At 71.6% G+C, this 26,600-nt stretch carries 22 protein-coding genes; 12 read left to right on the top strand and 10 right to left on the bottom strand.

The features are described 5' to 3' along the window. Positions 1–44: 44 nt before the first annotated feature. The 4 genes from HDR73_RS06555 to rfbB all read right to left on the bottom strand — a co-directional run bounded on the left by HDR73_RS06555 (position 45) and on the right by rfbB (position 3,580). Positions 45–791, bottom strand: coding sequence for an ABC transporter ATP-binding protein (locus HDR73_RS06555; RefSeq protein ID WP_041464355.1), 747 nt, complete (start codon positions 789–791; stop codon positions 45–47). Next, a complete protein-coding gene (locus HDR73_RS06550; RefSeq protein WP_012298061.1) occupies positions 775–1,644 on the bottom strand; it encodes an ABC transporter permease in 870 nt (289 codons plus the stop codon). Before HDR73_RS06550 ends, HDR73_RS06555 begins: the two co-directional genes overlap by 17 nt. A 95-nt stretch (positions 1,645–1,739) precedes the next feature. Further along, positions 1,740–2,594: a dTDP-4-dehydrorhamnose reductase gene (gene rfbD, locus HDR73_RS06545; protein WP_012298062.1), complete on the bottom strand. Its 855-nt coding sequence runs from the start codon at positions 2,592–2,594 to the stop codon at positions 1,740–1,742. Then, positions 2,591–3,580, bottom strand: coding sequence for a dTDP-glucose 4,6-dehydratase (gene rfbB, locus HDR73_RS06540; RefSeq protein WP_012298063.1), 990 nt, complete (start codon positions 3,578–3,580; stop codon positions 2,591–2,593). Before rfbB ends, rfbD begins: the two co-directional genes overlap by 4 nt. Before the next feature lie 177 nt (positions 3,581–3,757). Between rfbB and HDR73_RS06535 the strand changes: the two genes are divergently transcribed. The 3 genes from HDR73_RS06535 to rfbA are packed head-to-tail and all read left to right on the top strand — an operon-like array spanning position 3,758 to position 5,708. Next, a complete protein-coding gene (locus tag HDR73_RS06535) occupies positions 3,758–4,210 on the top strand; it encodes a GtrA family protein (protein WP_012298064.1) in 453 nt (150 codons plus the stop codon). Between the two features lie 25 nt (positions 4,211–4,235). Then, positions 4,236–4,841 carry a dTDP-4-dehydrorhamnose 3,5-epimerase family protein gene (locus HDR73_RS06530; RefSeq protein ID WP_012298065.1) on the top strand — a complete coding sequence of 202 codons (606 nt, stop codon included), beginning with the start codon at positions 4,236–4,238 and terminating at the stop codon, positions 4,839–4,841. Between the two features lie 3 nt (positions 4,842–4,844). Continuing rightward, entirely contained in the window at positions 4,845–5,708 is an 864-nt protein-coding gene (rfbA, locus tag HDR73_RS06525; protein ID WP_012298066.1) for a glucose-1-phosphate thymidylyltransferase RfbA, read from the top strand. A gap of 45 nt (positions 5,709–5,753) precedes the next feature. Here rfbA and HDR73_RS06520 read toward each other — a convergent pair whose 3' ends face one another. After that, complete coding sequence (locus HDR73_RS06520) at positions 5,754–6,605, bottom strand: glycosyltransferase family 2 protein (RefSeq protein WP_012298067.1); 852 nt, start codon at positions 6,603–6,605, stop codon at positions 5,754–5,756. A 295-nt stretch (positions 6,606–6,900) separates the two neighbouring features. On the opposite strand from HDR73_RS06520, the gene HDR73_RS06515 reads away from it, so the two are divergent. Together HDR73_RS06515 and HDR73_RS06510 are read left to right on the top strand one after the other, a co-directional pair. After that, the gene (locus tag HDR73_RS06515) at positions 6,901–9,117 is read left to right on the top strand and encodes a glycosyltransferase family protein (RefSeq protein ID WP_133064110.1); all 2,217 of its coding nucleotides are present in this window, start codon (positions 6,901–6,903) and stop codon (positions 9,115–9,117) included. Then, positions 9,114–10,076 (top strand): glycosyltransferase, encoded by a 963-nt coding sequence (locus HDR73_RS06510; RefSeq protein WP_012298069.1) that lies wholly within the window; start codon positions 9,114–9,116, stop codon positions 10,074–10,076. The genes HDR73_RS06515 and HDR73_RS06510 overlap by 4 nt, the downstream gene beginning before the upstream one ends. A 42-nt stretch (positions 10,077–10,118) precedes the next feature. Here the strand turns inward: HDR73_RS06510 and HDR73_RS06505 are convergent, their stop codons facing one another. Together HDR73_RS06505 and HDR73_RS06500 are read right to left on the bottom strand one after the other, a co-directional pair. Then, positions 10,119–11,117 (bottom strand): glycosyltransferase family 2 protein, encoded by a 999-nt coding sequence (locus tag HDR73_RS06505; protein WP_012298070.1) that lies wholly within the window; start codon positions 11,115–11,117, stop codon positions 10,119–10,121. Between the two features lie 91 nt (positions 11,118–11,208). Beyond that, on the bottom strand, positions 11,209–12,969 hold the full coding sequence (locus tag HDR73_RS06500; RefSeq protein WP_041464357.1) for a hypothetical protein: 1,761 nt from the start codon (positions 12,967–12,969) through the stop codon (positions 11,209–11,211). Between the two features lie 263 nt (positions 12,970–13,232). Between HDR73_RS06500 and HDR73_RS06495 the strand changes: the two genes are divergently transcribed. The 5 genes from HDR73_RS06495 (at position 13,233) to HDR73_RS06475 (ending at position 19,912) form a co-directional block, all read left to right on the top strand. Then, positions 13,233–14,081, top strand: coding sequence for a glycosyltransferase (locus tag HDR73_RS06495; protein WP_012298072.1), 849 nt, complete (start codon positions 13,233–13,235; stop codon positions 14,079–14,081). A gap of 67 nt (positions 14,082–14,148) precedes the next feature. Then, positions 14,149–15,312, top strand: a complete 1,164-nt coding sequence (glf, locus tag HDR73_RS06490; RefSeq protein WP_012298073.1) for a UDP-galactopyranose mutase — start codon at positions 14,149–14,151, stop codon at positions 15,310–15,312. After that, positions 15,312–17,330 carry a glycosyltransferase gene (locus HDR73_RS06485; protein WP_012298074.1) on the top strand — a complete coding sequence of 673 codons (2,019 nt, stop codon included), beginning with the start codon at positions 15,312–15,314 and terminating at the stop codon, positions 17,328–17,330. Before glf ends, HDR73_RS06485 begins: the two co-directional genes overlap by 1 nt. Positions 17,331–17,465: 135 nt before the next feature. Then, on the top strand, positions 17,466–19,304 hold the full coding sequence (locus tag HDR73_RS06480) for a hypothetical protein (protein ID WP_049791887.1): 1,839 nt from the start codon (positions 17,466–17,468) through the stop codon (positions 19,302–19,304). A gap of 137 nt (positions 19,305–19,441) precedes the next feature. Next, positions 19,442–19,912 (top strand): GtrA family protein, encoded by a 471-nt coding sequence (locus HDR73_RS06475; protein WP_012298076.1) that lies wholly within the window; start codon positions 19,442–19,444, stop codon positions 19,910–19,912. A 36-nt stretch (positions 19,913–19,948) separates the two neighbouring features. On the opposite strand, the gene HDR73_RS06470 is transcribed toward HDR73_RS06475, so the two are convergent. From HDR73_RS06470 to HDR73_RS06460, 3 genes are all read right to left on the bottom strand, one after another. Further along, entirely contained in the window at positions 19,949–21,241 is a 1,293-nt protein-coding gene (locus HDR73_RS06470; protein WP_012298077.1) for an O-antigen ligase family protein, read from the bottom strand. A 48-nt stretch (positions 21,242–21,289) separates the two neighbouring features. After that, complete coding sequence (locus HDR73_RS06465) at positions 21,290–22,738, bottom strand: O-antigen ligase family protein (protein ID WP_223842711.1); 1,449 nt, start codon at positions 22,736–22,738, stop codon at positions 21,290–21,292. A 99-nt stretch (positions 22,739–22,837) separates the two neighbouring features. Continuing rightward, entirely contained in the window at positions 22,838–24,016 is a 1,179-nt protein-coding gene (locus tag HDR73_RS06460) for an acyl-CoA dehydrogenase family protein (protein WP_287136293.1), read from the bottom strand. A 165-nt stretch (positions 24,017–24,181) separates the two neighbouring features. Between HDR73_RS06460 and manA the strand changes: the two genes are divergently transcribed. Both manA and galE read left to right on the top strand, forming a co-directional pair. Further along, a complete protein-coding gene (manA, locus tag HDR73_RS06455) occupies positions 24,182–25,489 on the top strand; it encodes a mannose-6-phosphate isomerase, class I (protein WP_012298080.1) in 1,308 nt (435 codons plus the stop codon). A 34-nt stretch (positions 25,490–25,523) separates the two neighbouring features. After that, entirely contained in the window at positions 25,524–26,492 is a 969-nt protein-coding gene (galE, locus tag HDR73_RS06450; protein ID WP_012298081.1) for a UDP-glucose 4-epimerase GalE, read from the top strand. The last annotated feature ends 108 nt before the right edge of the window (positions 26,493–26,600 follow it).

Raw genomic sequence — 26,600 nt, 5'->3', positions numbered from 1 at the left:
TACCGGCGCTCGCCCGCGGGATCCGGGAGGAGCGCCCGGCGGGGTCAGCCCTGGCGCATCCGCTCGACCGCGTCCTTCGACGGCCCGTCGAACGCGACCCTGCCCGACTGGATGAGGATCCCGCGCTCGCACAGGTCCGACACCATGTCGAGGTCGTGGCTCACGACCACGAGCGTCTTGCCCTGGTCATGCAGCTCCCGGATCTTCGCGAGGCACTTGCGCTGGAACGGCTCGTCGCCCACCGAGAGGATCTCGTCCACCAGCAGGATGTCGACCTCGGTGTGGATCGCGACGGAGAACGCGAGGCGCAGGAACATGCCCGAGGAGTAGTGCTTGACCTCGGTGTCGATGAACTTCTCGATCTCGCTGAACTCGACGATCTGGTCGAAGCGCGCGTCGATCTCGTGCTGGTCCATGCCGAGGATCGCGGCGTTGAGGTAGATGTTCTCGCGGCCCGAGAGGTCGGGGTGGAAGCCCGCGCCCACCTCGATGAGCCCGGCGATGCGCCCGCGGGCGAGCACGTCGCCGCTGTCGGGCTGGTAGACGCCCGAGATGAGCTTGAGCAGCGTCGACTTGCCGGATCCGTTGAATCCCATGAGCGCGACGGACTCGCCGGGCCGCACCTCGAAGCTCACGTCCTCCAGCGCGTTGAACGTCGAGGCGAGCGGCTTCCGGCGGACGGCCGCGATGACCGTCTCCTTGATGGAGTGCGTGTGGCGGAGGAGGAACGACTTGCGCACGTTCTCCACGATGATGCGCGGGAGCGCGTCCGACTCAGAGGTCCTGGGCAAAGCGCCCCTCCAGCTTCTTGAAGACGAGCTGCCCGAGCAGGAGGCTCAGGAGCGAGACGCCGAGGGCGATGAACCCGTACACCCAGAGGTTCGGCGGCAGCTCGCCGCTGCCGCCCGTGGTGGGGTACCAGAACGCGGCGTGGAACAGCTCGACCGCCGCGGTGACGGGGTTGAGCTGGTAGATCACGAGCAGCCAGTCCGGCAGCACCTTGGCGACCTGGGCGTAGGGGTAGAGCACGGGCGAGGCCCAGACGACGACCATGACGATCAGCTCGACGAAGTTCTGCGAGTCGCGGAACGACACGTTGGCCGCGCCGAAGAGCATGCCCAGGCCGATGGCCAGCGTGCCGATGATGGCGACCGCGAGGAAGATGCCGAGCACCTGCACGGGGGTGGGCGCCCAGCCGACGAGGAGGCAGACGACCAGCAGGATCACGAGCTGCGGCAGGAAGTTGACCAGCGCCACGAACGTGCTCGACACCGGGAACAGCTCGCGCGGCAGGTAGATCTTCTTGATCAGGGCCCCGTTGTCCACGAGCGACTTCGTGGAGTTCGAGAACGCCTCCGTGTAGAAGTTGATGAGGATGATGCCCGAGAACAGGTAGACGGGGTAGTTGACCTGGTTGCGGTTCAGCTGGAGGAACACCCCCATCGCCACGAAGAAGACGGCGAACTGGGCCGCCGGCTTCACGTACGACCAGAGCCAGCCGAGGACGGACCCGCGGTACCTGACCTGCACCTCCTTCTTCACGAGGAGGGAGAGGAGGTAGCGGCGGCGGTACACGTCCAGGAGCCCCGCGCCCGTGCCGGGCCTCGAGAACTCCCGGGACTGGGTGCTCGTCATGCTCGACACGTGATGGTGCCCTTCGTAACTGCGTGGGGCCCGCGCGGGGAGCGGAGCGGGAGCGGCTGGGGTGTCCGGGATCGGACCGGACACGAGTGTAACCGTCAGCGTGCCCGGAGGACGCCGTGCCCGGCGGCGTCGGACAGGGCCTCGCGCCAGTCGCGCAGGGGCGCCAGGCCGACGCGGCCCCAGGCGTCGTGCCCGAGCATCGAGTAGGCGGGGCGCGGGGCCGGCCGCACGAAGGAGGCGCTGTCGGTGGGGCGGACGCGCTCGGGATCCAGTCCCGCCTCCGCGAAGACGGCCTGCGCGAGCCCGAACCAGGTCGTCTCGCCGGTGGCCGTGCCGTGGAAGACGCCCGCGGGCGCCCCGGCGTCGACGAGCTCCACGATGCGCGCCGCGAGGTCGACCGTCCAGGTGGGCTGGCCGCGCTGGTCGTCGACCACGGAGACCGTGTCGTGCGACGCGGCGAGCCGCAGCATCGTCGACGGGAAGGAGGGGCCGCCTGCGCCGTACAGCCACGCGGTGCGCACGATGCTCGCGCCGTCGGGGTGTCCGTCGAGCACGAGCCGCTCGCCCTCGGCCTTGGTGCGGCCGTAGGCGGACACCGGCGCGTGCGGGGCATCCTCGGGATAGGGGGTGGTCGCCGATCCGTCGAAGACGTAGTCGGTGGAGACGTGCACGATGCGGGCGCCCGCCTCCGCGGCGGCGCGCGCGAGCACGCCGGCGCCGGTCGCGTTGATCGCGCGGGCCTCGTCCTCGTGCTCCTCGGCCGCGTCCACCGCCGTGTACGCGGCGAGGTTGACGACCACGTCGTGCCCGGCGACGGCCGCGCGGACGGCGGCCTCGTCGGTGATGTCGAGCTCGGCGCGCGCGGGCGCCGTCACGTCGTGGGCGGCGAGGGCCGGGACGAGGTCTTGGCCGAGCATGCCGCGGCCGCCCGTGACGAGGATCCGGCTCACGCGGGTAGCTCGGCGCGCGCCTTCAGCGGCTCCCACCACGCGCGGTTGTCGCGGTACCACTGCACCACGTCGGCGAGGCCCTCGGCGAACGGCACCTGCGGCGCGTAGCCGAGCTCGCGCTGGATCTTGGAGATGTCGACCGAGTAGCGCAGGTCGTGGCCCTTGCGGTCCTCGACGCGGTCGACGTACGACCAGTCGCGGCCGGTGGCGTCGAGGAGCAGCTGCGTGAGCTCGCGGTTGGTGAGCTCGGTGCCGCCGCCGATGTTGTAGATCTCGCCGGGCGCGCCCTGCACGAGCACGAGCGCGATGCCGCGGCAGTGGTCGTCGACGTGCAGCCAGTCGCGGATGTTGAGGCCCTCGCCGTAGAGCGGCACGTGCTTGTCGTCGATGAGGTTCGTGACGAAGAGCGGGATGACCTTCTCGGGGAAGTGGTACGGCCCGTAGTTGTTCGAGCAGCGCGTGATGGACACGTTCAGCCCGTGCGTGCGGTGGTACGAGCGGGCGAGCAGGTCGCTGCCGGCCTTCGACGCGGAGTAGGGCGAGTTCGGCTCGAGCGGCCGCTCCTCGTCCCACGAGCCCTCGGCGATGGATCCGTAGACCTCGTCGGTGGAGACGTGGACGAAGCGCTTGAGGTCGTGGCGGAGCGCGGCGTCGAGGAGCTTCTGCGTGCCGAGCACGTTGGTCTCGACGAAGATGCTCGCGTCGCGCACGGAGCGGTCGACGTGGCTCTCGGCCGCGAAGTGCACGACCGCGTCGACCTGCGGGATCCACTCGTCGAGCACGGCGTCGTCGCGGATGTCGCCCTGGACGAACGTGTAGCGCGGCGAGTCGCTGACGGGCGCGAGGTTCTCGAGGTTGCCGGAGTAGGTCAGCGCGTCGAGCACGACGACGTCCGCGCCCTCGAGCCCGGCGTAGTGGTCCTGGAGCGCGTGGCGCACGAAGTTGGAGCCGATGAAGCCGGCGCCGCCGGTCACGAGGATCCTCATGGGGGTACGTCCTGTCGTCGAGACGCCGGGCGGGTGGCCGACGTCGGGGGAGAGTCCGCTGCCGTAGGGGCGGACCGCCTGCGAGTGTACCGGCGGCGGCCCGCGCGGCCACGTCCCCGTGCGGGGGAGGGGCGATCCGCGCGGGGGATCCCGAGGAGAGGCGGGCAGGATGCGGGGATGGCCGCCTCCCGGATCCGCGCGCTCCTCCGCGACGAGCGCGTGGCGTTCCTCCTCGTCGGCGGGTTCAACACCGCCTTCGCGTTCCTCCTGTTCGCGGGGCTCGCCGCGACGGCCGGTCGTGCGCTGGACGACGCCGGCCATCCGGTCGCCGGCAGCCTCGTGCCCCTCGCCGGCAGCTACGCGGTCGCCATCCTCGTGGCGTTCCTCCTCTACCGGCGGTTCGTCTTCCGCGTGCGCGGCCACGTGCTGCGCGACCTGGCGCGGTTCGTCTCGGTGTACGCCGTGTCGATCACGCTGAACGCCGTCTCGCTCCCGCTGCTCGTCTCGTTCGGCGTCGAGCGCCTGGTCGCGCAGGCGCTCATCGTGGTGGCGATCACCGTCATCAGCTACGTCGGGCACCGCTGGTTCTCGTTCCGCAGGCCGCCCGGCGAAGGCCGGGCCGGTCGCTGACGGGCCCGTTGCTAGACTCCGACCCGTGCAGATCCGCGAACTCGCCGTACCCGACGCGTACGAGCTCACCCCCATCCAGCGCACGGACGACCGGGGCGTGTTCCTCGAGTGGTACCGGTTCGACGAGATCCAGGAGGCGGTCGGCCACCCGCTCGACCTCCGCCAGGCCAACATGAGCGTGTCCAGGCGCGGTGTCGTCCGCGGCGTGCACTTCGCCGACGTGCCGCGCGGCCAGGCCAAGCACGTGAAGGCCGTCTCCGGCGCCGTGCTCGACTTCATCGTGGACATCCGCGTCGGGTCCCCGACCTTCGGCCAGTGGGACAGCGTGCGGCTCAACACCGAGACGCACAAGGCCGTCTACATCTCCGAGGGCCTCGGCCATTGCTTCGTCGCTCTCACCGACGACGCGGCCGTCACCTACCTCGTGAGCGACGTCTACAACCCCGGCGCCGAGCACGGCATCACGCCGCTCGACCCCGAGCTCGGCCTCGTCTTCCCCGAGGAGGCCGGCGAGCCGCTCCTCTCCCCGAAGGACCTCGAGGCGCCGACGCTCGCCGAGGCGGCGGCCGCCGGCCTCCTCCCCACCTGGTCGGACATGCGCGCCTTCCACGACGCGCAGAAGGTGAGCTGACCCATGAAGGGCATCATCCTGGCCGGCGGATCCGGCACCCGGCTCTGGCCGATCACGAAGGGCATCAGCAAGCAGCTGATGCCGATCTACGACAAGCCGATGATCTACTACCCCCTGTCGACGCTGATGATGGCGGACATCCGCGAGGTGCTCATCATCACGACCCCCGAGTACAACGACCAGTTCCGGGCCCTGCTCGGCGACGGCTCGCACCTCGGCATGCGCATCGAGTACGCCGTGCAGCCCTCGCCCGACGGCCTCGCGCAGGCCTTCGTCATCGGCGAGGAGTTCATCGGCGACGACTCGGTCGCGCTCGTCCTCGGCGACAACATCTTCCACGGCGCGGGCCTCGGCACGAGCCTCAGGAAGAACACCGAAATCGACGGCGCGCTGATCTTCGCGTACCACGTGGCGGATCCCACGGCCTACGGGGTCGTCGAGTTCGACGAGGACTTCACGGCCGTCTCCATCGAGGAGAAGCCCGCGAAGCCGAAGAGCGCGTACGCCGTGCCCGGCCTCTACTTCTTCGACAACGACGTGGTCGAGATCGCGAAAGGCATCCAGCCGAGCGAGCGCGGCGAGCTCGAGATCACGGCCGTCAACGACCACTACCTCCAGGCCGGTCGTCTCCGCGTCCAGGTGCTCGACCGCGGCACCGCATGGCTCGACACCGGCACGTTCGAGAGCATGATGCAGGCCTCCGAGTACGTGAAGGTCATCGAGGACCGCCAGGGGTTCAAGATCGGCTGCATCGAGGAGATCGCCTACCGCGCCGGCTGGATCGACCGGGACGCCCTCGAGGAGCTCGCGCGACCGCTCATCAAGAGCGGCTACGGGCGCTACCTCGTCACGCTGCTCGACTCCTAGGGCGCCCATCGGCCGGGCGCGTCCCGAGGGTCGTGCCCGGCGTGATCAGCGCACCTCGGAGCGCGACATGCGCCGACCGAGGTAGAGGTACACGAGCCGGCGGGAGAGCGCCTTGGCGCGGGCCATCGCGTCGCCCAGACGGACGTCGGCCCGGGACACCACGCCGGGGTGCTCGTCGAGCACCCAGTGATGGAAGCCCGCGGCGGCGCTGGCCTGCTCACCCGCGAGGCGCACGCTCCACTGCGAGTCGGAGATCCGGAACCCCGCGAGGGCCTTCGGGCCGACCGACGCGAAGTCGCCGCGGAGCAGCACCTTCGCGTAGGTGGTCTCGTCGATGAGGTAGGGCCAGCGCGAGTCCCACCAACCCACGGCCTCGAGGTCGGCTCGGCGCATGAGCACGCAGCCCGGCTCGCCGAAGATGTTGGTGCCCGAGCGGACGGTGCGGCGGACGGCCGCGGCGCCGGAGATGGCGATGCGGGATCCGGAGACGCCGTGGTCGCGCACGATCGGACGGCTGTCGGCGTCGACGATGTCCCGCGGGGACGCGACGAGCACGACCGACGGCGACGCGTCGAGCTCGGCCACCTGCCGCTCCAGGATGGTGGGGTAGAGGAGGTCGTCGCCGCAGACCAGCTTGATCAGCTCGCCGCGGGCCTCCTGGCTCACGCGGTTCCAGTTGCGGAGCGCGCCGCCGCCCGCGTCGGTGCGGAGCAGACGGACGCGCGGCTCGTCGGCGTAGCGGTGCATGACGTCCCAGGTGCCGTCGGTGGACGCGTGGTCCGCGATCACGACCTCGAAGTCGGTGAACGTCTGCGCCAACACGGAGTCCACCGTCTCGGCGAGGTAGTCGGCGTTATTGTAGGCGGGGATGACGATGGACACGCGAGGTGCGGACACGGTGGCTCCGGATCTGATGGGGGCTGTCGGCCGCGTCCCGTCGGCTCCGCGAGGGGGTCGCCGGGTCGCGGCAGCGGGAGGCGACGACCATCGTCTCACGCTGCTCCTCGGGCATGCACGAGGGACATCCGCGGCCCCCGGTGCGTGTCCCGGACGGAGGGCGGCGAACGTATACCCTGAGGAGGCTTCCGAGCGCCCGGGGTGAGACCGTCCGCCCCGCACAGCTCCGGGAACGTCCGTCGGAGCGTGACCGCCGGTCCGAGCGGGCGCCAACGTGTGGAGGAATCAGCTGAACGTGTCGAAGAGAGTCGTGTGGCCCCTGGTGGTCGTGGTCGGGGTCCTGGTGGGCGCCGTCATCCCCCTGCTCGTGGAACCCGGCTACTACTTCGTGGACGACAGCCAATCCGGCCTCTTCGGGCAGTGGTACGAGATCGGCAACCGCGTGCTCGCCGGCCAGTGGGCGCTCGTGGTGCCGCAGGTGTGGCAGTCGGGGAACTACCTGGCGGAGGGGGCGTGGGGGCTGTTCAGCCCGGTCCTCTGGCTCATCGGCGTCGGCTCCCACCAGCTCGCCGACGCCGCGCTCTACGTCACCCTGGTCAAGCTCGTCTTCCTGGTCGTGGCCGGGCTGGGCGCGCAGCTCCTCGCCCGCACCTTCGGCATCCCGAGGTCGTGGGCCGCCGTGACCGGCATAGCCGCCCCGCTCGCGGGATTCACCTTGTACATGGACGCGCCGTCCTGGGCCAACGGGCTGATGGCCTACTGCCTCTGGCCGCTCGCGTGGGCCCTGGCCCGACGCACCGTCCTGCTCGGCCGATCCGCCGTCCCCGCCGTGCTCGTGGGCGCGACGCTCATCGGCTTCAGCTACGCCGCCGCCACGATCTTCCTCGGGCTCGTCCTCGGCTCCACGCTGTTCGAGGCGTGGCGCCTGAAGAGACCGGGGATGGTCCTGCGGGCGTTCTGGCTGTCGGTCTCGCTGGGATCCTTCGCCGTCGTCGTCCACCTACCGGGCCTCCTCACCGCACCGGTCACGGGTCGGACGGACGGCATCATCAACACCGGCCTCCTGACCGTCAACCTCAGCGGCCTCTTCACGTCGAGCACCCCGGTGGGCAGCCCGCAGATCTACATCTTCGACCGGTACTTCCCGCTCGTGCCCATGCTCTACATCGCGTGGTTCCTGCCCCTCCTGGCGTTCGTGGACTGGGCGGCGCTCATGCGCCTGCTCCGTTCGCGGACGCGGCGCGGCATCGTGGTCGTGCTGGTCGCCGCGACCATCGGCGTGCTGCTGCCCAGCGACTTCGCGGTGTTCCGCTTCCCGGTGCGCATGATGCCGTACCTCACGCTCGCGGTGCTCCTCATCACCGCGCTCGCCCTGAGCCGGGCGCGGATCGCGCGCCTGTCGAGGCGGCGGGTCCTCTTCGCGGTCGGCTTCGTCCTCGCCAGCTCGGCCCTGACCGACAGCCAGACGCCCGCGTACTGGAAGGTCATCGTGCTCGCGGGGCTCGCGTCCGTAGCCGGGGTCCTCCTCGCCGCGCACGTCATCCACCGGAGGCAGGGACCCGCGGCGGCGTCCGCGTCCGCTCCCATCTCGAGGGACGGCGTCACCCGCTCGCTCGCCGTGCTCGCCATCGCCGGGACGCTGCTCTTCCTGATCCCGCAGCACGTCGCCCACCCCAGCTCGCCGCTCCGGAACTACGACGTCCCGGCGGACGTCGCCGACTACCAGCGGCAGCTGGCGGGAGCGGAGGGGGACGTGCTCGTCATCGGGACCGTCGCGGATGACGCGGCGGAGCGGAAGCAGTGGGCCGACACTCTCGTCGCCAACCTCTGGTACGTCAACCCGGCGAACGTGCAGAACGCCTACTCGTCCGTCTACTTCCCCGCCTACCAGGACACGCTCTGCATGGCCTACAACGGGTACACCTGCTACCAGCTCTTCTCGCGTCTCTTCACCGTGGAGCCTCAGACGGGTGAGCAGTACGTCGACCTGCTGTCCGTCAGCTCCATCCAGCTCATCAAGGAGTCCTTCCCGACGGACGCCGACTGGTCGCGGGTGCCGGACGGCTGGCACGTCGCCTCGGACACGTCCCTGACCCGGCTCCTCGTCCGGGACGAGCCGCTGCCGACCGCGGGTGGCGTCGTGTGGGAGTCCGACGGCACGCGCGTGACCGAGGTCGACAGGGACGACTCCGGGGTGCGTTTCCGCGTCGACGCGGTCCCGTCGGACGGGGGCTCGGTCGCGCTCAGCCGCATCCCCTGGCCCGGCTACGCGGCTTCGGAGGGCGAGGTCGAGAAGCGGCCCATCGCCGGCTTCCTCACCCGCGTCGACCTCGACGGGGTCCGACCCGGCGACGTCGTGGATGTGACGTTCCGCAGCCCCGGTTGGCAGGTGCAGTCCGTCGCCGGGCTCCTCGTCCTGATCGGCCTCGGCGTGATCGAGGTCCACCGCTTCCGCGGCCGTTGCCGCCGCAGTGCCTCGACATCCTCGCGACCGGCCGGGGTGCGCGCGTGACCGTCGCTCCGCCGCGCGTGGTCGCCGTGGTCGTCGCCTACAACCGCCGCGAGCTGGTGATGGAGACCCTCGGCGCCCTGGGCAGGCAGAGCCGGCAGCCGGATGCGGTCGTCGTGGTGGACAACGCGTCGACGGACGGATCCGCTGACGCGGTCGCCGCCGCGTTCCCCGACGCGAACCTGACGCGGCTCGCCCGCAACACAGGCGGTGCCGGCGGGTTCGCCGTGGGCATCGAGCGTGCCCTGCATGCGCACGAGGCCGACCTTGTGTGGCTCATGGACGACGACACGGTCCCGGATCCAGGCGCTCTGGCCGCTCTGCTGCGCGCGCGAGCCCAGGCGCCCGCGCGAACGGTCGTCCTCGCGTCGGCGGTCCGTTGGGTCGACGGACGTCCCCATCCCATGAACACGCCGCGGACCCGACCCTCGGCGGGCCGCCGCGAGCGCGAGCGCGCCGCCGCCCACGGGTGCGTCCCGGTGCGCTCGGCGTCGTTCGTCTCGTTCATGGTCGAGGCCGACGCGGTCCGCAGGCACGGCCTCCCCGTCGCCGACTACTTCCTGTGGAACGACGACTTCGAGTACAGCACCCGCCTGCTCCGTCGCGGACGAGGGCACCTCGTCGTCGACAGCACGGTGGAGCACCGCACGCGCACGTTCGGTTCGACGGACGTGGATCCGGGCGCGCGCTTCTACTTCGAGGTCCGCAACAAGGTGTGGCTGCTGACGCGCAGTCGCGCGCTCTCTCCCGTGGAGCGGGTCCTGTATGCCGGCGCCGCGACGCGGTCGTGGGCGCGCACCTTCCTCCGCTCATCCGACCGGGCGGTGCTCGCCGACGGGCTGCGGCGGGGCCTCCGGGACGGCTTCGCCTCGGGGCCGCGGGAGTCGGCGGCAGTGCTGGCGGACCTCGGCGGGATCACCGAAGGCGTCGCGCGCCTGGAGCGGGGTGCGGGCCGGGCCTGACGGCGCCGGGCCGCGTCCCGACCTGCTGTCGCCCGACGGGGATCACACCTCCGGGCGGAGCGGATCGACGGCGACCGTCTTCTGGATCGGCCGGGCGCCGTGGTGCGTGTCGATCAGGTACAGCGGCCGGTTCTGCACTTCGTCGTAGACCCGCCCCAGATAGCTGCCGAGCACGCTCAGCATGATGATCTGCACGCCGCCCACGAACAGGATGGCGATGACCGTGAACGTCCAGCCCGGCACCGTGTTCTCGGGCGCCACGAGCCGGCTGATCAGCACGTAGACGACCAGGAGCGCGCTGATGGCCGAGACGATCCACCCCACGAGCTGGATGAGCTTGAGCGGGAAGGTCGAGAACCCGAGGATGCCGTCGGCGGCGAACTTGAGCATCTTCCGGAGCGGATACCCGGTCTCGCCGGAATGGCGCTCGTCGCGGTCGAACTGGACGCTCGTCTGCCGGAACCCCACGTAGGAGACCATGCCGCGCAGGAAGCGGTTGCGCTCGGGGAAGCGGCGGATCGCGTCGATCACCTTGCGGTCGATGAGGCGGAAGTCGCCCGTGTTGCGGGGGATCTCGATCTCGGCGACGAGCTGCAGCACCCGGTAGAACGCGTCCGCCGTCACCTTCTTGAAGAACGTGTCCTTGCGGGTCCGCCTCTGCGCGTAGACCACGTTGTAGCCCTCCCGCCACGTGCGGATGAGCTCGACGGCGACGCGGGGAGGGTCCTGCAGGTCCGTGTCCATGATGATCGCTGCGTCACCACGGGCGTGGTCCAGTCCAGCCGTCACGGCGATCTGGTGGCCGAAGTTGCGGGAGAAGTCGATGACCTGCACCCGGTCGTCCGTCGCGGCGATGGCGAGGAGCTTCTGGAGCGTGTCGTCGCGGGAGCCGTCGTTGACGTAGATCAGCTCCATGTCGAGGTCCAGGTCGGCGCCCTCGATCGTCTCGACGAGCGTCCGATAGAAGACGTCGACGCTACCCGCCTCGTTGTAGGACGGGAGGATGAAGCTGACGAGCGGTCGGACGGGGGTGGCATTCACAGGCTGTTCAATCCTCGGATCTCGGTCTCGGGGTCGTGCTCTCGCGGGCGAGCGGGAGGAGCGTGGACGAGCTTATCCACCGGCCCGGGCATCAGCCGCCGATGCGGTACAGCACCGCGCGTGCGCCCGTCACGTCGTCGTAGACGGCGGCGGCGACCTCGGTGAGCCCGGGGTCGGAGGCGGGCGAGGGGCCGGTCGTGCAGGAGGAGTCCGCCACCAGCCAGGCGACGCCGGCGACGCGGGCTGCGTCGACGTCGACCTGGCCGTCCGCGGCGGAGGTCCGCACCGCGTCGACGGCGTCGCGGTCGGCAGGCCACGCCATGCCCAGGTTGTAGTGGGCGACGGAGCGTCCCGAGTCGACCTTCACGATCTGCGGATCGAGGCACGGCCCGGCGACGATCGAGCCGTCCGTCGCGCCCGCGGTGACCTCGGCGATCGCGCGGTCCAGCGGCTCGGCGAAGGTGATCTGCCGGAGCTCGCGTCCGGCGGAGAAGAACCGCCCCCAGTCGAGCGCGCTCGTGGCGCCGACGGCGACGACGAGCGCGGCGCAGGACGCGACCAGCACGCGGGTCCGCCGAGGCGCGCGCGCGGGGCCGGTCGACTCCCCGTGCGCCGCCTCGGCGTCCGTGGTCCCAGCCCGGAGGGTCCGTACGGCCACGTCGAGGAGGACCGGCACGATCGTCACCGCGATGAGCAGGAACGAGTCGATCCACAGCCGGTAGGGCTCCTGGTTCGCGCGCCACAGGTCGTTGGTCGACGTGATCGCCCAGGCGAGCATCGCGCCGCCCGCGTACGCGGTCCACACCGTGCGCCGTGCGCGGATCCCCGCCACGAGGATCACGACGAGCGGGACGATGAGGGCGGCCCCGGCGATCGGCCCGAGCGGGAGGTCGACGCCGAGGTCCTTGCTCGACGCGACGCGGTACGAGAGGAACGGATCGCCCGCCGCCGAGGCCAGGACGGTCGTGACGATCTGCGGGAGCGTCGCGGCGAGCGCGGCGCCCATCGGGATCAGGGCGAGGCCGCGGGTGCGGCCGATGGTGGCGAGGAGTCCCGGCACCGTCGGCAGGAGGCCGACCACGAACGCCGGGAGCGGTCCGACCGCTCCGGCGACCACGACGGCCAGCCCGAGCGACACGGGGACCAGGGCCGCCGAGAGGGCGAGGAGCCGACGACGCGGGCGCTCGAGCACGGCGTAGGCCGCGACCACGTAGAAGGAGAGGAACACGGTGGCGAGGAACGAGTAGACGTGCACGTTGAGCAGGCCGCCGACGACGACCGCGACGACGGTCATCGCGACGAGGCGCGCGCGACGCGACGAGCCGCGGAGGAAGGGCACGAGCCCCCCGAGGAACGCGATGCCCGCGACGGAGAGCGCCGCGGCCTCGCCGTTGAGGGTGAACAGCACCCCGAACGGGCCCCACAGGACCGCGTGCGAGCTCATCTGCCAGAACCACTGACCGGGGCCCTGCGTCCACGCGAACGTCCCGAGCAGCAGCGGCACGAAGCCGAGCGCGCCGGTCCACGCGCGGCCGGTGACGCGGATGCACGCGATGGCGATGGCCGCGACGAGCCCGGCCTGCAGGATGGTCCCGACGACGTTCCAGGCCTCGACGGGTCCGAGGCCCGTGAGGTGGGCGGATGCGCCCAGGACGAGGTAGTAGAGGTGCGGGTACGTGTTCCTGCCGGTCTCGGTGAACGGCTCGACGGACGCGAAGTCGCCGCGGGCGAAGTTCACCACCATGGAGAGGTACGACAGCTGGTCGTAGACGAAGTAGTCGCGGAACGAGGCCACGACGCTGCCCGTGCGGTGCACGAGCATGCCCACCTGCGTCACGAGGAAGAGGAGCACGGCGAGCGCGATGGCGATGGCCGACGTCAGTGGTCCTGCCGGCTTCCTCCGGTCGATCCGGGCGGGGGGCGTCGGGGGAGGGCACGGGCGCCGATGCTATCAGCCGGGTCCTCCGGGACGCCTGGCCCGGCCGGTCCGCCCCGAGGGTCCCGGTGCTCCACCCCGCCCCCGGCTACACTTGGCGGCTCGACCCCCGTCGCCCTGACGGCAGGGTCCGCCCATCCACCGGACGTGACGCTGCCGCGGCAGCAGAGGGGACGCGCATGCCCACCGAGGCCTTCTCGCTCCTCCTCCCCGTGTACCGGGGCGATCGTCCCGAGTTCCTCCGGAGGGCGTTCCGCAGCAGCGTCGACGACCAGACCCTGCGGCCCGACGAGGTCGTCGTCGTCCGCGACGGCCCGGTGTCCGCGGAGCTCGCGCGCACCATGGCGGAGCTCGCGGAGGCGTCGCCCGTCCCCGTCGTCACGGTCGAGCTCGCCCGCAACATGGGACTCGCCTACGCGCTCGAGCGCGGGCTCGAGGCCTGCGCGCACGACGTCGTCGCCCGCATGGACGCCGACGACATCAGCCTCCCCGAGCGGTTCGCGCGCCAGCTGGAGCTCATCTCGAGCGGCCTCGACCTCGTCGGCACCGGCATGTACGAGTTCGCGGACGAGGTCGGCACCATCGCCGGGCGCCGCACCCCGCCGGTCGGCGCCGACGCCATCTCCCGCTACGCGCGCTTCCACGACCCGTTCAACCACCCCACTGTCGTGTACCGGCGCCAGGCGGTGAAGCGCGCGGGCGGGTACCTCCCGCTGGGGCTGATGGAGGACTACTACCTCTTCGCCCGCATGATCCAGTCGGGCGCGCGCGTGGAGAACCTCGCGGATCCGCTCGTCATGTACCGCGTGAGCGCCGGCGCCTACGCCCGCCGCGGCGGCGTGGCCCAGCTGCGCGCCGAGCTCCGCCTCCAGCGGGAGTTCCGCCGTCGCCGGTTCACGTCGCTCGCGCAGGCCCTGCGCAACGTGCTGGTCCGCGGCAGCTACCGCCTCATCCCCGAGGCCGTGCGCCGCGGGCTGTACCGTCGCCTGATCACGCGCGACCGGACGGCCCCGCGGGCCCGCGCCTGATCCCCCGTTACCCTTGACCCGTCCCGTCGAGCGCCCGTCGGGCGCCACCCCAGCAAAGGAATGTGCCATGAGCCCTGATCTCGTAGTGGTCGGGTCCGGTTTCTTCGGACTCACGATCGCGGAGCGCGTCGCCGAGGAGCTGGGCCTCAAGGTCCTCGTCATCGACCGCCGCGACCACATCGGCGGCAACGCGTACAGCGAGAAGGACCCGGAGACCGGCATCGAGGTGCACCGCTACGGCGCGCACCTGTTCCACACGTCGAACGAGACGGTGTGGGAGTACGTCAACCGCTTCACGGACTTCACGCCCTACGTGCACCGCGTCTACACGGAGCACGAGGGGGAGGTCTTCCCGCTGCCGATCAACCTCGGCACCATCAACCAGTTCTTCCGCTCCGCGCACGGCCCCCAGGCAGCCCGCGAGCTCATCGCCGAGCAGGCGTCCGAGCTCGACGCCGGCGAGGCGCGGAACCTCGAGGGGAAGGGCATCTCCCTCATCGGGCGCCCGCTCTACGAGGCGTTCATCCGCGACTACACGGCGAAGCAGTGGCAGACGGATCCCACGGACCTGCCGGCCGAGGTCATCAGCCGCCTCCCCGTGCGCTACACGTACGACAACCGCTACTTCAACGACACGCATGAGGGCCTCCCCGTCGAGGGGTACACCGCGTGGCTCGAGCGCATGGCCGACCACCCGAACATCGAGGTCCGCCTCGAGACCGACTTCTTCGACGAGACCCAGGAGGTCAACCGGGCCTCCGTCGTGGGAAAGGTGCCCGTCGTCTACACGGGCGCCATCGACCGCTACTTCGACTACTCGGAGGGCGCGCTGTCGTGGCGCACGCTCGACTTCGAGCGCGAGGTGCTCCCGGTCGGCGACTTCCAGGGCACGCCCGTGATGAACTACGCGGATGCCGACGTGCCGTTCACGCGCATCCACGAGTTCCGGCACTTCCACCCGGAGCGCGACGCCCCAGCGGACAAGACGGTCATCATGCGCGAGTACTCGCGCTTCGCCGAGGGCGAGGACGAGCCGTACTACCCGGTCAACACGGCCGCCGACCGCGAGGGCCTGCTCAAGTACCGCGAGCTCGCCAAGCAGGAGGAGGGCGTCTTCTTCGGCGGCCGCCTCGGCACGTACCAGTACCTCGACATGCACATGGCGATCGGGGCGGCGCTCTCGATGTACGAGAACAAGCTCAAGCCCGTGCTCGCGAAGGACGCCTCCTGATGGCCGCCGACCTCGCGGGCGCACCCGCCGAGCTCGACCTCATCCAGCGCGTCATCCTGCCGTCCGAGCACGACCCGGACATCGTCCCGCTGTACGTCGACGCGGACTACTGGACGAGCATCCCCGTCGCGCCCGAGAAGCGCCGGCGCTCGCCGCTGCGCGTGGTCGACGCCGACACGCACAACGCCGTCGTCCGCCTCAGCGACATGGGCATCATCAGCGCGATCCGCGGCGACCGCGGCTTCCAGGTGCCCCACCGACGCAAGGTGTCGTTCGGCACGTACTTCAACGCGTTCCCCGCCTCCTACTGGCGCGCGAGCACCACGCTCGACGGCGTCGTGCTCGAGGTCGAGACCCAAGGCGAGGGCCAGGTCATCGTCTACCGCTCGAACGCGCGCGGCGTGATCCAGAAGGTCGACGGCGCGTCCGTTACCGGGTCCACCACCTCCCGCTTCGAGCTCCCGTTCACGTTCTTCGCGGATGGCGGCTGGTACTGGTTCGACCTGATGGGCGAGGAGGCCGACTTCGCGCTCGTCGAGGCCGGCTGGTACGCCCCCGCCGGCACCGCGCCCACGGTGGGCGCCGCGGGCTCCGTCAGCATCGCCATCACGACGCTCAACCGTGCCGAGTACTGCGTGAAGCTCCTCACCGACATCGGCGAGAAGCCGGACGTGGCGGCGCTCCTCGATCACGTGTACGTCACCGACCAGGGCACCCAGAAGGTCGCCGACCAGCCCGCCTTCCCGCGGGCGCAGGAGCTGCTCGGCGCGAAGCTCCGCGTCATCGACCAGGCCAACCTCGGCGGATCCGGAGGCTTCTCCCGTGGCATGTACGAGACGCTCAAGGAGGGCGCGAGCGACTACGTCCTCGTCATGGACGACGACATCACGCTCGAGCCGGAGAGCATCCGCCGTGCCGTGAAGTTCGCGGACTACGCGCGGACGCCCACCATCGTCGGCGGCCACATGTTCGACATGTACGACAAGAGCAAGCTCCACGCGTACGCCGAGGGCTTCGACATGTGGAACTTCATGTGGGGTCCCGTCACGCCCACGCGCCACGACTTCAGCGCGTCGAACCTCCGCCAGACCCGGTGGATGCACCGCCGCGTCGACGCCGAGTACAACGGCTGGTGGATGTGCCTCATCCCCGTCTCGACGATCAAGCAGGTCGGCCTGTCGCTGCCCGTCTTCATCAAGTGGGACGACGCCGAGTACGCGCTGCGGGCGAAGGAGGTCGGCGTGCCGACCGTCACGCTCCCGGGAGCCGCCGTCTGGCACGTGTCCTGGGTCGACAAGGACGACTCGCAGGACTGGCAGGCGTTCTTCCACGCGCGCAACCGCCTCATCGCGGCGCTGCTGCACTCGCCCTACGAGCGCGGGGGCCGGTTCCTCACGGCCAACCTCGCCACGGACGTCCGGCACCTGGTCTCGATGCAGTACTTCGCGCTCGCCGCACGCCATGAGGCGTACCGCAACATCCTCCGCGGGCCGCGCGGCCTGCACCAGGACATGGTGACGCGCCTGGCCCGCACCCGGGAGCTGGCGAAGGGCTTCACGGACGGCGTCCCCATCAAGGACCGCGCCGCCCTGCCCGAGATCGTCGCGCCGGACAAGCCGCAGCGTCGGCGCGGGGGAGGCGCCCCCTCGGGCATCGCCCGCATCGTGTGGCTCGCCCGCACGGTGGCGCGCCACGCGTTCGCCCCGCTCAGCCCGGCCGCGACGCGCGGCCCAGAGGCGCACCTCGCGTTCGAGGACGCCCGCTGGTGGGTCGTCCCCTCGTTCGACAGCGTGCTCGTCTCCAACGCGGAAGGGTCGGCGGCGCTCCTGCACCGTCGCGACCCGGTGCTGTTCCGCCGCATGCTCTGGACGAGCATCGTCCTCCGCTGGCGGATCCTCGCCCGGTGGCCGCAGCTCAAGGCTGCGTACCGCGCGGCCTTGCCGACGGTCACGAGCCCCGAGTCCTGGGCCCGGACCTTCGGCGTCGACCAGCCGACGACCTCGCGCCGCAAGGGGTAGGCATCTTCCGACCCGGCATCCGGTGAACGTCGAGGGGCGTCCGATCCGCACCACGGTGCGGCGGATGCCTCCTCGTGTGTGAGAATCGCATCTCATGGCACGGGGACGCAGGGGGATCTTTTGTTGGACAACGGGGTGGACCACGTCCGGCGTGCTCGCCGACGATCGCGGCTGATCGCCTGCCTGGCCGTCTGGGCCGTCGCGCTCGGCGTCGGTCTCGTCGGCACGGGCACGATCGGCGGCCCCGCCGAGCCCGCGCAGGCGGCGTCGGGTGCCGACTTCGACCCCGGCATGATCATCAGCGACGCCAAGTTCTACGACGGCGACGCGATGTCGCAGGGCGACATCCAGTCCTTCCTGCGGGCGCGCGTCCCGAGCTGCGCCTCCGGCTACGTGTGCCTCAAGGACTACGTGGAGAACACGCCCGCGCGCTCCGCGGACAGCCGCTGCTCGAGCCTCCAGGCGTCGCGCCTCAGCGGAGCAGACATCGTCTACTGGGTCGGCCGCGCGTGCGGGGTCAGCCAGGCCGCGCTCCTGGTGCTCCTCGAGAAGGAGCAGGGCCTCGTCACCGACAGCACGCCCACCGACCGCCAGTTCCGCAGCGCCACGGGCTACGGCTGCCCGGACACGGCCGCGTGCGACTCCCTCTACTACGGCTTCTTCAACCAGGTCTACAACGCGGCGCACCAGTTCAAGGTGTACCAGTCCACGCCGACCCGCTGGAACTACCAGGCCGGGCGCAGCAACCGCATCCTCTGGCACCCGAACGCGGACTGCGGATCCTCGCAGGTCACCATCCGCAACCAGGCCACAGCCGGCCTCTACATCTACACGCCCTACCAGCCCAACGCGGCGGCGCTGCGGAATCTCTACGGCACCGGCGACTCCTGTTCCTCGTACGGCAACCGCAACTTCTGGCGCCTCTACACCAACTGGTTCGGCAGCACGAGCGACGGACCCGCGTCCTCCTTCGTGAAGACGGCGACGGACGACACCGTCTACCTCGTGAGCGGCGGACAGAAGCACCAGGTCCCCGACTTCGGGGTCTACCAGTCCCTCGACGCCCTCGGCGGGATCAGCACGGTCCCGCGCTCCTACCTCGACGCGCTCGGCACCGGAATCGCCGCGTCCGAGCTGGTGCGCGACCCCTCGTCGGGCGCCGTCGCCCTCGTGCAGGCCGACCGTCGGCACCGCTTCGCCTCGTGCGACCTCGTCGCCTCCTACGGGTACGGATGCGGGGACGCCGTCAACCTCGACCCCGGCCAGCTGCAGGCGCTGCCGGACGCGGGCGAGATGAGCGCCTTCTTCGTCCTCCCGGGCAGCCCCGTCACCTACCTGCTCAGCGGAGGGGTCAAGTACCCGGTCTCCACGTGGGCCGCCGTGCTCGGCCTCAACGGGGGACGCTCGCCCTTCGTCGCCACCATGCGGGCGCCGGTGGGAGCCAGGTACACCACGGGTCACGCGGCGCTGCAGCCGGGCACCCTGGCGAAGGCCTCCAACAGCGCGGACGTCTTCCTGGTGGACGGGCTGGACCGCAAGATCCGCGTACCCGACTTCGCCGTCACCGCCGAGCTCGGCCTCGGGCGGTCCTTCGCGACCGTCGCTCCCGCCACGATGGACGGGTATCCGCGTGCGGCCGCCGACCTGTCGCTGCTCGTCCGCTGCGCCGGCGTCACCTCGCTCGCCACGCAGGGGAACGTCGTCGCGCTGTCGTCGCCGGGGTCGACCGGCCTCGCCGTCACCGACCTCGCGTCCACCACGTGCGCCGCGCTCGACCCCACGGGCCGGGCGGTGAGCGGGCCCGTATTCGTCAAGAGCAGCACGTCGGACACGGTGTCGCTCCTCCAGGGCGGGCAGGCACGGCCGGTCGCCACCTGGGACAGGCTCGTCGCCATCGCGGGCACCTCGACGCCCCCCATCACGGTCCTGGGGCCGCCGGCACTCGCGCGCATCCCCGTCGGCGCCGCAGCGTGACGCGCGTCGGCTGACACCGCGGGTCCGGCTGCCCGACCGGGCGGCCAGGCTCCACCGGATACAGTGGGGCCGCACCGGACGACCACGGCGCGGCCCACCGGCCGGCCCCTCGAGCGCCCGGCGCGGCGAGGAGACACATGGACCAGCACGCGCACGACGTCGAGGCCCCCCGCGAGCAGACTGCCCCTCCGGGCGTCCTGCTCCGGCTGATCAAGGACGAGCGCATCGCGTTCCTGCTGGTCGGCGGCTTCAACACCGTGCTCGGGACGGCCTGGTTCGCGCTCTTCTACCTGCTGTGGGGCCACCTGATCCCGTACCCCGTCGTCCTGATCATCGCGTGGGCGGTGCAGCTGCCGGTCTCGTTCACCCTGCACCGCAAGCTCGTCTTCAAGGTGAGCGGCAACCTGCTGCCGGACTTCTCCCGCTACACGCTGGTGAACCTCGTGCCGCTGTTCGCCAACATGCTGCTGCTGCCGCTGGTGGTGGAGACGACGCCGCTCGAGCCCATCGTCGCGCAGATCCTCGTCACCATCGTGATCACCGTGGCCACCTACACGGGCCACAAGTTCTTCTCGTTCCGCCGACCGCGCGACGAGGCGGTCCGCTGATCCCGCGGCCGCCGACGCGCGGCCGCGCTCGGGGCGTCACCCGGGACGGTGCTGCTCCGGCAGCCCGTGCCGCCAGCTGCGGCCCTGCGCGGCCTTGACGGCGCAGATCACGAGCAGCACCCAGCCCCACTCCACGATCGTGACGCTCTCGGCGAGCGACGCGACCACGAGGACCACGAGCACCAGCGGGGTCCAGACGTAGCCGACGCCGCGCTTCGTCGTGGTCAGCACCCAGGACCGCCCGAGCGCGAGGGCGCAGAAGGCGGCGAACAGCGCCAGCCCGACGAGACCCGCCTGCAGGTAGAGGTCGAGGTAGGCGTTGCGGCCCGTCTCCTGCGCACCACGGCTCACGAGGTCGAGGGCCGTGTACGGGTACGCGTCGCGACGCCAGAAGCCGACGAAGCCCCAGCCCTCGATGGTGTTGAGGTCGATGAGGCGCAGCATCTCCCGCCAGAGCGCCACGCGCTGGAGGTAGTCGGGCCGTGCCTGCAGCACCTGCAGCACGGGGGAGCGGAACGCCACGACCAGCACCGCGACGACCGCCGCGAGCACGAGGACCGCGCTGTTCGCCAGGGGCCGCGCCTGCCGCGCGAGGTGCCGGAGGCCGAGCATCGCGAGCGCGGCGACGGCGAGCACGAGGAACGTGCCGAGGACCACCGACGACCGCGTGAGCGACGCCACGAGGAGCGCGACGACCAGGGAGAAGACGCCGCGGCCGCGGGAGACGGATCGGGTCGAGAGCTCCACGGCGAAGGTCACGGCGGCGACCAGGGCCACGATCCCCAGGGCGTTGCGCTCGCCCAGCAGCCCCTGGATCGGGCCGAGGCGCTCGAGCGCGCCGCGGATCCCGAGGAACGGGATGGGGCCGTCGATGAGCAGCCCGGCGAGCACCTCCAGCGCGAGGGACGACACCAGCACCAGCCGCAGCACGTCCCCGGCCGCGCGCACGATCTGGATGAGGTCGCGGACGACGCCCACGTAGACCGCGAGGAACGCGGACGCCGCCAGGTGGAGCACGCCGCCGACGGCGTCCGGCTGGTACGCCGTCCAGAGGAGCGTCGCGGCGCACCATCCCACCAGGATGAGCAGGGAGATGGGGAGGAGGCCCCGCCACTCCCAGTCGCCGCGCTTGGCCGCGAGGGATCCCGCGGCCATCGCCACCAGGGCGGCCACGATCGCCACGAGCCCGGCCCAGCCCACGGTGGACCGGAGCGCGTGCGACAGGACCGCCGTGCCGAGGATGCAGTGGGTGAGCGCCGCGGAGAAGCGCGCCGACCCCAGGAGGTCGGGCAGGCGCTCGGGGAGCGGCAGTCGGGCGGGGTGGGTCATGCGCCGGTGGTCACGGGCGGTCGGCGGGGCACCTGGCGGCCGCGCGGATCAGGCGACGCGCGGGTCGACGGCGGCGGGTGCCGGGGCGGACGGGACGGGCGCGGGGGCGGGCAGCGCGGCACCCGACCGGGGGGACGGCGCGCCCGGAGCAGGCGCGACGGCCTCGGACGGGACCGGGCGCCGGCGGGAGGCCGCCGGCCCCGGCACGTCCTCGCGCGCGACCATGCCGGACTTCGTGACGATCGCGATGACGACGAGCAGGAGCCAGTTGCCCTCGTACAGCAGCCGGCTCTCCGCGAGGCTCTGCACGACCAGCGCGGTCATGAGCAGCAGCGGCGCGAGCGCGAGGGTGGAGTACGGCTCGACGCGGTCGCGGCGTTGCTGCGGGCGGTCGATGGCGGCCCACCAGGAGCGCACGTAGGTGGTGACGACGAAGCACGCGAAAGCGAGGAGACCGATCGCCCCCACCTGCAGCAGGACGTCGAGGTACGCGTCGTGGGCCTGCAGGTAGGTGACCCCGCTGCGCACGGCGAGCCCCTGGAACGGGTGCACCCAGGGCGCCCAGTAGCCGATCCATCCCCAGCCGACCACGGGGTGCTGCTGCGCGAGGCCGAGCACGGACTCCCAGATCTGGAACCGGCCCGTGAGGTCGGGGGAGCGGCCGAGGAGCTCGAAGACCTCGGCCGTGCGCGTGGCGACGATTCCCGCGCCCACCACCGCCGCCACGACGACGCCGCCCGCCAGCACGAGCCGACCGCGGATGCCGACGCGACGGGCGACGAGCGCGAGCACGGCCACGATGCCCGTCATCATCAGCGCGACGAGGACCGTGGAGCTGCCGGTGAGGGTCAGGGTGAGGAGGGCGACGAGGATCCAGAGCCCCGAGTCGCGGCGGCGGACCGTGCGTGCCGCGTACTGCAGCGAGAAGACGATGAGGCCGAGCAGCGCGACCATGGCGAGCAGGTTCGCGTTGCCGACGACGCCCTGGATCCGGCCGCCGCTGAGGATCTCCCCGCGGGTCCACGCGAACGCGGCGGGCGCCCGGGGCCCGTAGTCGGTGAAGAACGGCATGACCGGCCCGCGCACCACGACGGCGACGAACAGCTCGAAGGCGAGCGACAGCCCCAGGATGATGCGGAACGCGCGGCCGAGCCCCTGCACGATCTCCGACCACGACAGCAGCACGACGAGCGTCAGCGCGGCGATGGACGTCGACATCTGGATGAGGACGCCGAGCGCCGACTCCGGCCGGTACTGCGACCACGCGATGGAGAGCACGGCGATCCCCGTGAACGCGAGCAGCGGGATCGGCAGCACGCGCACGCGCGGCAGGGGCCGGGCTCGCATCAGCAGCGTGACGCAGGTGACCAGCACGGCGAGCGCGATGGCGCCGAAGCCCCACCAGCTGAGGCTGTCGCGCCACATGTCACCGGCGAACGTGGTGACGAGGACGAAGGTCGCGAAGCTCCGGAGGGCTCGGCGGCTGGCGGTGGGCATGCCCATCAGGGTATCCCGCCGGGCCCGCGTCCCGCCGCCGGGGCGGAGCGGAGGCGGCGGCGCCGGCATCGCCCGCGCGCCGGACGCCCCCGCTGCCCATCAGACGAAGGCCGCGTGTCCCGTGATCGCGCGGCCGACGATGAGCGTGTTCATCTCGCGGGTGCCCTCGTAGGAGTAGATGGCCTCGGCGTCGGCGAAGAAGCGGGCCACGTCGTAGTCGAGCACGATGCCGTTGCCGCCGAACGCCTCGCGGCACCAGGCGACGGTCTCGCGCATCCGGCTGGTGGCGTAGGCCTTGGCCAGGGCCGAGTGCTCGTCGGACTGCGTCCCCTCGTCGACCATCTCCGACGCGCGGGTCACCAGGCCGATGGACGCGGTGATGTTGCCGAGGCTGCGGACGAGGAGGTCCTGGATGAGCTGGTGCGCGCCGAGCGGCTTGCCGAACTGCACGCGCTCGCCCGTGTAGGCGACCGCCGCCTCGTAGGCGCCGATGGAGATCCCGATGGCGGCCCACGCCACCTCGGCGCGCGTGAGGCGCAGCACCGCGGCCGTGTCGGCGAAGGACGTGCCGTTCTGCAGGCGGTTCGCGTCCGGCACGATCACGCCGTCGAGCTCGATGTCGGCGTTCTGCACGATGCGCAGGGCCTGCTTGTCCTCGATCCGCGTGGCGCGGAAGCCGGGGGAGTCGTTCGGCACGAGGAAGCCCTTGACCTGGCCGTCGTCCGCGTCCTTGGCCCAGATGACGGTGACGTCGCTCACGGTGCCGTTGCCGATCCAGCGCTTGGATCCCGTGATGCTCCACTCGTCGCCGCGACGCGTGGCGATCGTGCGGAGGCCGCGGGCGGAGTCGGATCCGGAGAGCGGCTCGGTGAGCCCGAACGACCCGAGGATCTCGCCGGACGCGAACCGGGGCAGCCACTCGGCGCGCTGCCCGGGGGATCCGGCGACCGCGACGCTGCCCATCACGAGCCCGCTCTGCATGCCGACGAGGGTCGCGATGCTCGCGTCGACGCGGCCGAGCTCGAGCGCCGCCCAGCCGCGGTACACGGCCGAGTTCTCGAACGGGCGGGTCTCGGGGAACGGCATGCCGAAGAGGCCGCGCTCCGCGAGCCCGCCGACCACGTGCCGGGGGAACTCGGCGCGGGCCCAGAGGCCGTTGACGTGCGGCTTGACCTCGGCCTCGAGGTAGGCGCGCAGGTCGGCGAGGGACTCCTTCTCGCGCTCGCCGAGCCGGGACTCGTAGCCGTAGAAGTCGCCGATGAGGGGGGTGAGGGACACGATGCTCCATTGCGGTTCGTCGGCGCCCTCGGGGACGGGCGCCTGCGGCCGAGCCTAGGTCGGCGTCCGGGCGGCGCCGCCATCGGTTGGTACTTTGGTCGCGTCCGGACAGGACGTGCGCCCTCGGGCGTTGTAGGTAGCCGCCAAGCCCGACAGGATCCCGAAGTGTTCACTTCCCTCGCCAACACGCCCCGCGACTACGCATGGGGGTCGACGACCGCCATCGCCGAGCTCCTCGGACGCGATCCGTCCGGCGGCCCGGAGGCGGAGCTCTGGCTCGGAGCGCACGACGGCTCGCCGACCCGCGTGGTCGACCCCGCGTCCGCGGGCGGCGCGACGACGCTGGTCGAGTGGATCCAGGCCGACCCCGAGACGACCCTCGGCCCGCTCGCCCACGGCCTCCGCCCGGGCGACGGCCCCGGCCTCCCCTTCCTCCTCAAGGTGCTGGCGGCGGACGGCCCGCTCTCGCTGCAGGCGCACCCGGACCTGCACCGCGCGCGCCTCGGCTTCCGCCACGAGGAGGAGCGCGGCATCCCCGTCGACGCCCCGCACCGCAACTACAAGGACCCGCTGCACAAGCCGGAGCTGATCTTCGCGCTCAGCGACGAGTTCCACGCGCTCTGCGGCTTCCGCCCGCTCGCGGAGGTGCGCGACGTGTTCACGCTGCTGCTCACGCTCGACGCGTCCGGGCCGGACTCCGACCCGGCGGTGATCCGCACGGTGCTGTCGCGCCTGACGGGCTCCGAGGCGGACGTGCTGCGCGACGTGTTCGCCTTCCTCATGGGCGGCGGATCCGAGGTGCGCCGCCTCGTCGACCGCGTCACGCTGCTCGCGAACCTCGCCTCCGACCGCCAGTGCCGCGAGTTCTCGACCGAGATGCGCACCGTGCGCGAGCTCGCCGCGGCGTACCCGGGGGATCCCGGCATCGTGACCTCCCTCCTCCTCAACCGCGTGACGCTGCGCCGCGGCGAGGCCCTCTACCTGCCGGCCGGCAACATCCACGCGTACCTGCACGGGCTCGGGATCGAGCTCATGGCGGCGTCCGACAACGTGCTGCGCGGCGGCCTCACGCCCAAGCACGTGGACGTGCCCGAGCTCCTCGACGTGCTCGAGTTCCAGGCGCTCCCGGTGCCGTACCTCGAGCCCGAGCGCACGGCGCCGGGCGTCGACCTGTACCGGCCCGACGTGCCCGACTTCCTGCTGGCGCACGTCTCCCCGGCCACGCGCGACGCGGCCGACGGCGACGGGGGCGCGAGCGTCGTCACGGTCGACGGGCCGGCGATCCTCCTGTGCACGTCGGGTGAGATGACGGTCTGCGGCGAGGTGTCGACGGTCGTCGTCCGCCGCGGCGACGCGGTGTACGTCACGCCCGACGAGGGCCGGCTCGTCGTGACGGGCGAGGGCGAGGCGTTCCTCGCGACGACCCCGGCGCCCGCCGCCGCCGCGGACGGCCGCGACGGCGACGGCGCGTGACAGGCGGCCGGATCGCCGTCGATAGGGTTGCCGCATGACATGGTTGGTTACCGGCGGCGCCGGCTACATCGGTTCGCACATCGTCTCCGCGTTCGCGCGCGCGGGCATCGACACGGTCGTCCTCGACGACCTCTCGAGCGGTCACGAGGCGTTCGTGCCCGACGGCGTGCCGTTCCACCGAGGATCCGTGCTCGACCGCGAGCTCCTCGCCCGCGTCCTCGGCTCCGGCGACATCCGCGGCGTCGTGCACGTGGCGGGCTACAAGTACCCCGGGGTCTCCGTGCGCCGCCCCCTCCACACCTACGAGCAGAACGTGACCGCCACGGCCGTCCTGCTGCAGGAGATGGAGCGAGCGGGCGTCGACAGCATCGTCTTCTCCTCCTCCGCCGCCGTGTACGGCACGCCCCACGTCGACCTGGTCGACGAGCGGACGCCCAAGGCGCCCGAGTCGCCCTACGGCGAGTCGAAGCTCATCGGCGAGTGGCTGCTGCGCGACCAGGGCGTCGCCGCGGGCCTCCGCCACGCGTCGCTGCGCTACTTCAACGTCGTCGGATCCGGCGAGGAGGGCTACTTCGACACCAGCCCGCACAACCTTTTCCCGCTCGTCTTCGACGCGCTCCTCGACGGCCGCTCGCCCCGCATCTACGGCAGCGACTACCCGACGCCCGACGGCACGTGCGTCCGCGACTACATCCACGTCGTCGACCTCGCCGCCTCGCACGTGGCGGCCGCCCGTCGCCTCGAGGCGGGGGAGCCCGTCGAGCCCGTGTACTGCCTCGGCAGCGGCGCCGGCGTGAGCGTCCGGGAGATCATGACGGCCATCGCGAGCGCCACGGGCATCGCGTTCGAGCCCGAGGTGGAGGACCGCCGACCCGGCGACCCGGCGCGCATCGTCGCCTCCGGCGAGCTCGCCGCGCGCGACATCGACTGGGCCATGCGCCACTCCCTGGACGACATGGTCACGAGCGCCTGGGACGCGCGCCAGGCCGGCACCGCGGTCTAGCTGTACTGGGTCATGACGTTGGTGACACTCGGGCCGCGGGCGTGAGCCCGTGGCTTGAGTGGATTCGTTCAGTGTTGTAGTGCTCGATGAAGGGGTCAAGCGCGTCGG

The organism is Clavibacter sp. (assembly GCF_014802555.1).
Taxonomy (GTDB): Bacteria; Actinomycetota; Actinomycetes; order Actinomycetales; family Microbacteriaceae; genus Clavibacter; species Clavibacter sepedonicus.
The sequence above is the reverse complement of the archived record's forward strand: the minus strand, read 5'-3'. Positions and strand labels throughout refer to the sequence as shown.

Excerpts from the sequence above, each read along its gene's own strand:
- glf (WP_012298073.1), top strand. The coding sequence starts at position 14,149 with ATGAGCCCTGATCTCGTAGTGGTCGGGTCCGGTTTCTTCGGACTCACG.
- HDR73_RS06495 (WP_012298072.1), top strand. The coding sequence starts at position 13,233 with ATGCCCACCGAGGCCTTCTCGCTCCTCCTCCCCGTGTACCGGGGCGAT.
- HDR73_RS06485 (WP_012298074.1), top strand. The coding sequence starts at position 15,312 with ATGGCCGCCGACCTCGCGGGCGCACCCGCCGAGCTCGACCTCATCCAG.
- rfbA (WP_012298066.1), top strand. The coding sequence starts at position 4,845 with ATGAAGGGCATCATCCTGGCCGGCGGATCCGGCACCCGGCTCTGGCCG.
- galE (WP_012298081.1), top strand. The coding sequence starts at position 25,524 with ATGACATGGTTGGTTACCGGCGGCGCCGGCTACATCGGTTCGCACATC.
- HDR73_RS06475 (WP_012298076.1), top strand. The coding sequence starts at position 19,442 with ATGGACCAGCACGCGCACGACGTCGAGGCCCCCCGCGAGCAGACTGCC.
- HDR73_RS06470 (WP_012298077.1), bottom strand. The coding sequence starts at position 21,241 with ATGACCCACCCCGCCCGACTGCCGCTCCCCGAGCGCCTGCCCGACCTC.
- rfbB (WP_012298063.1), bottom strand. The coding sequence starts at position 3,580 with ATGAGGATCCTCGTGACCGGCGGCGCCGGCTTCATCGGCTCCAACTTC.
- HDR73_RS06465 (WP_223842711.1), bottom strand. The coding sequence starts at position 22,738 with ATGCCCACCGCCAGCCGCCGAGCCCTCCGGAGCTTCGCGACCTTCGTC.
- HDR73_RS06535 (WP_012298064.1), top strand. The coding sequence starts at position 3,758 with ATGGCCGCCTCCCGGATCCGCGCGCTCCTCCGCGACGAGCGCGTGGCG.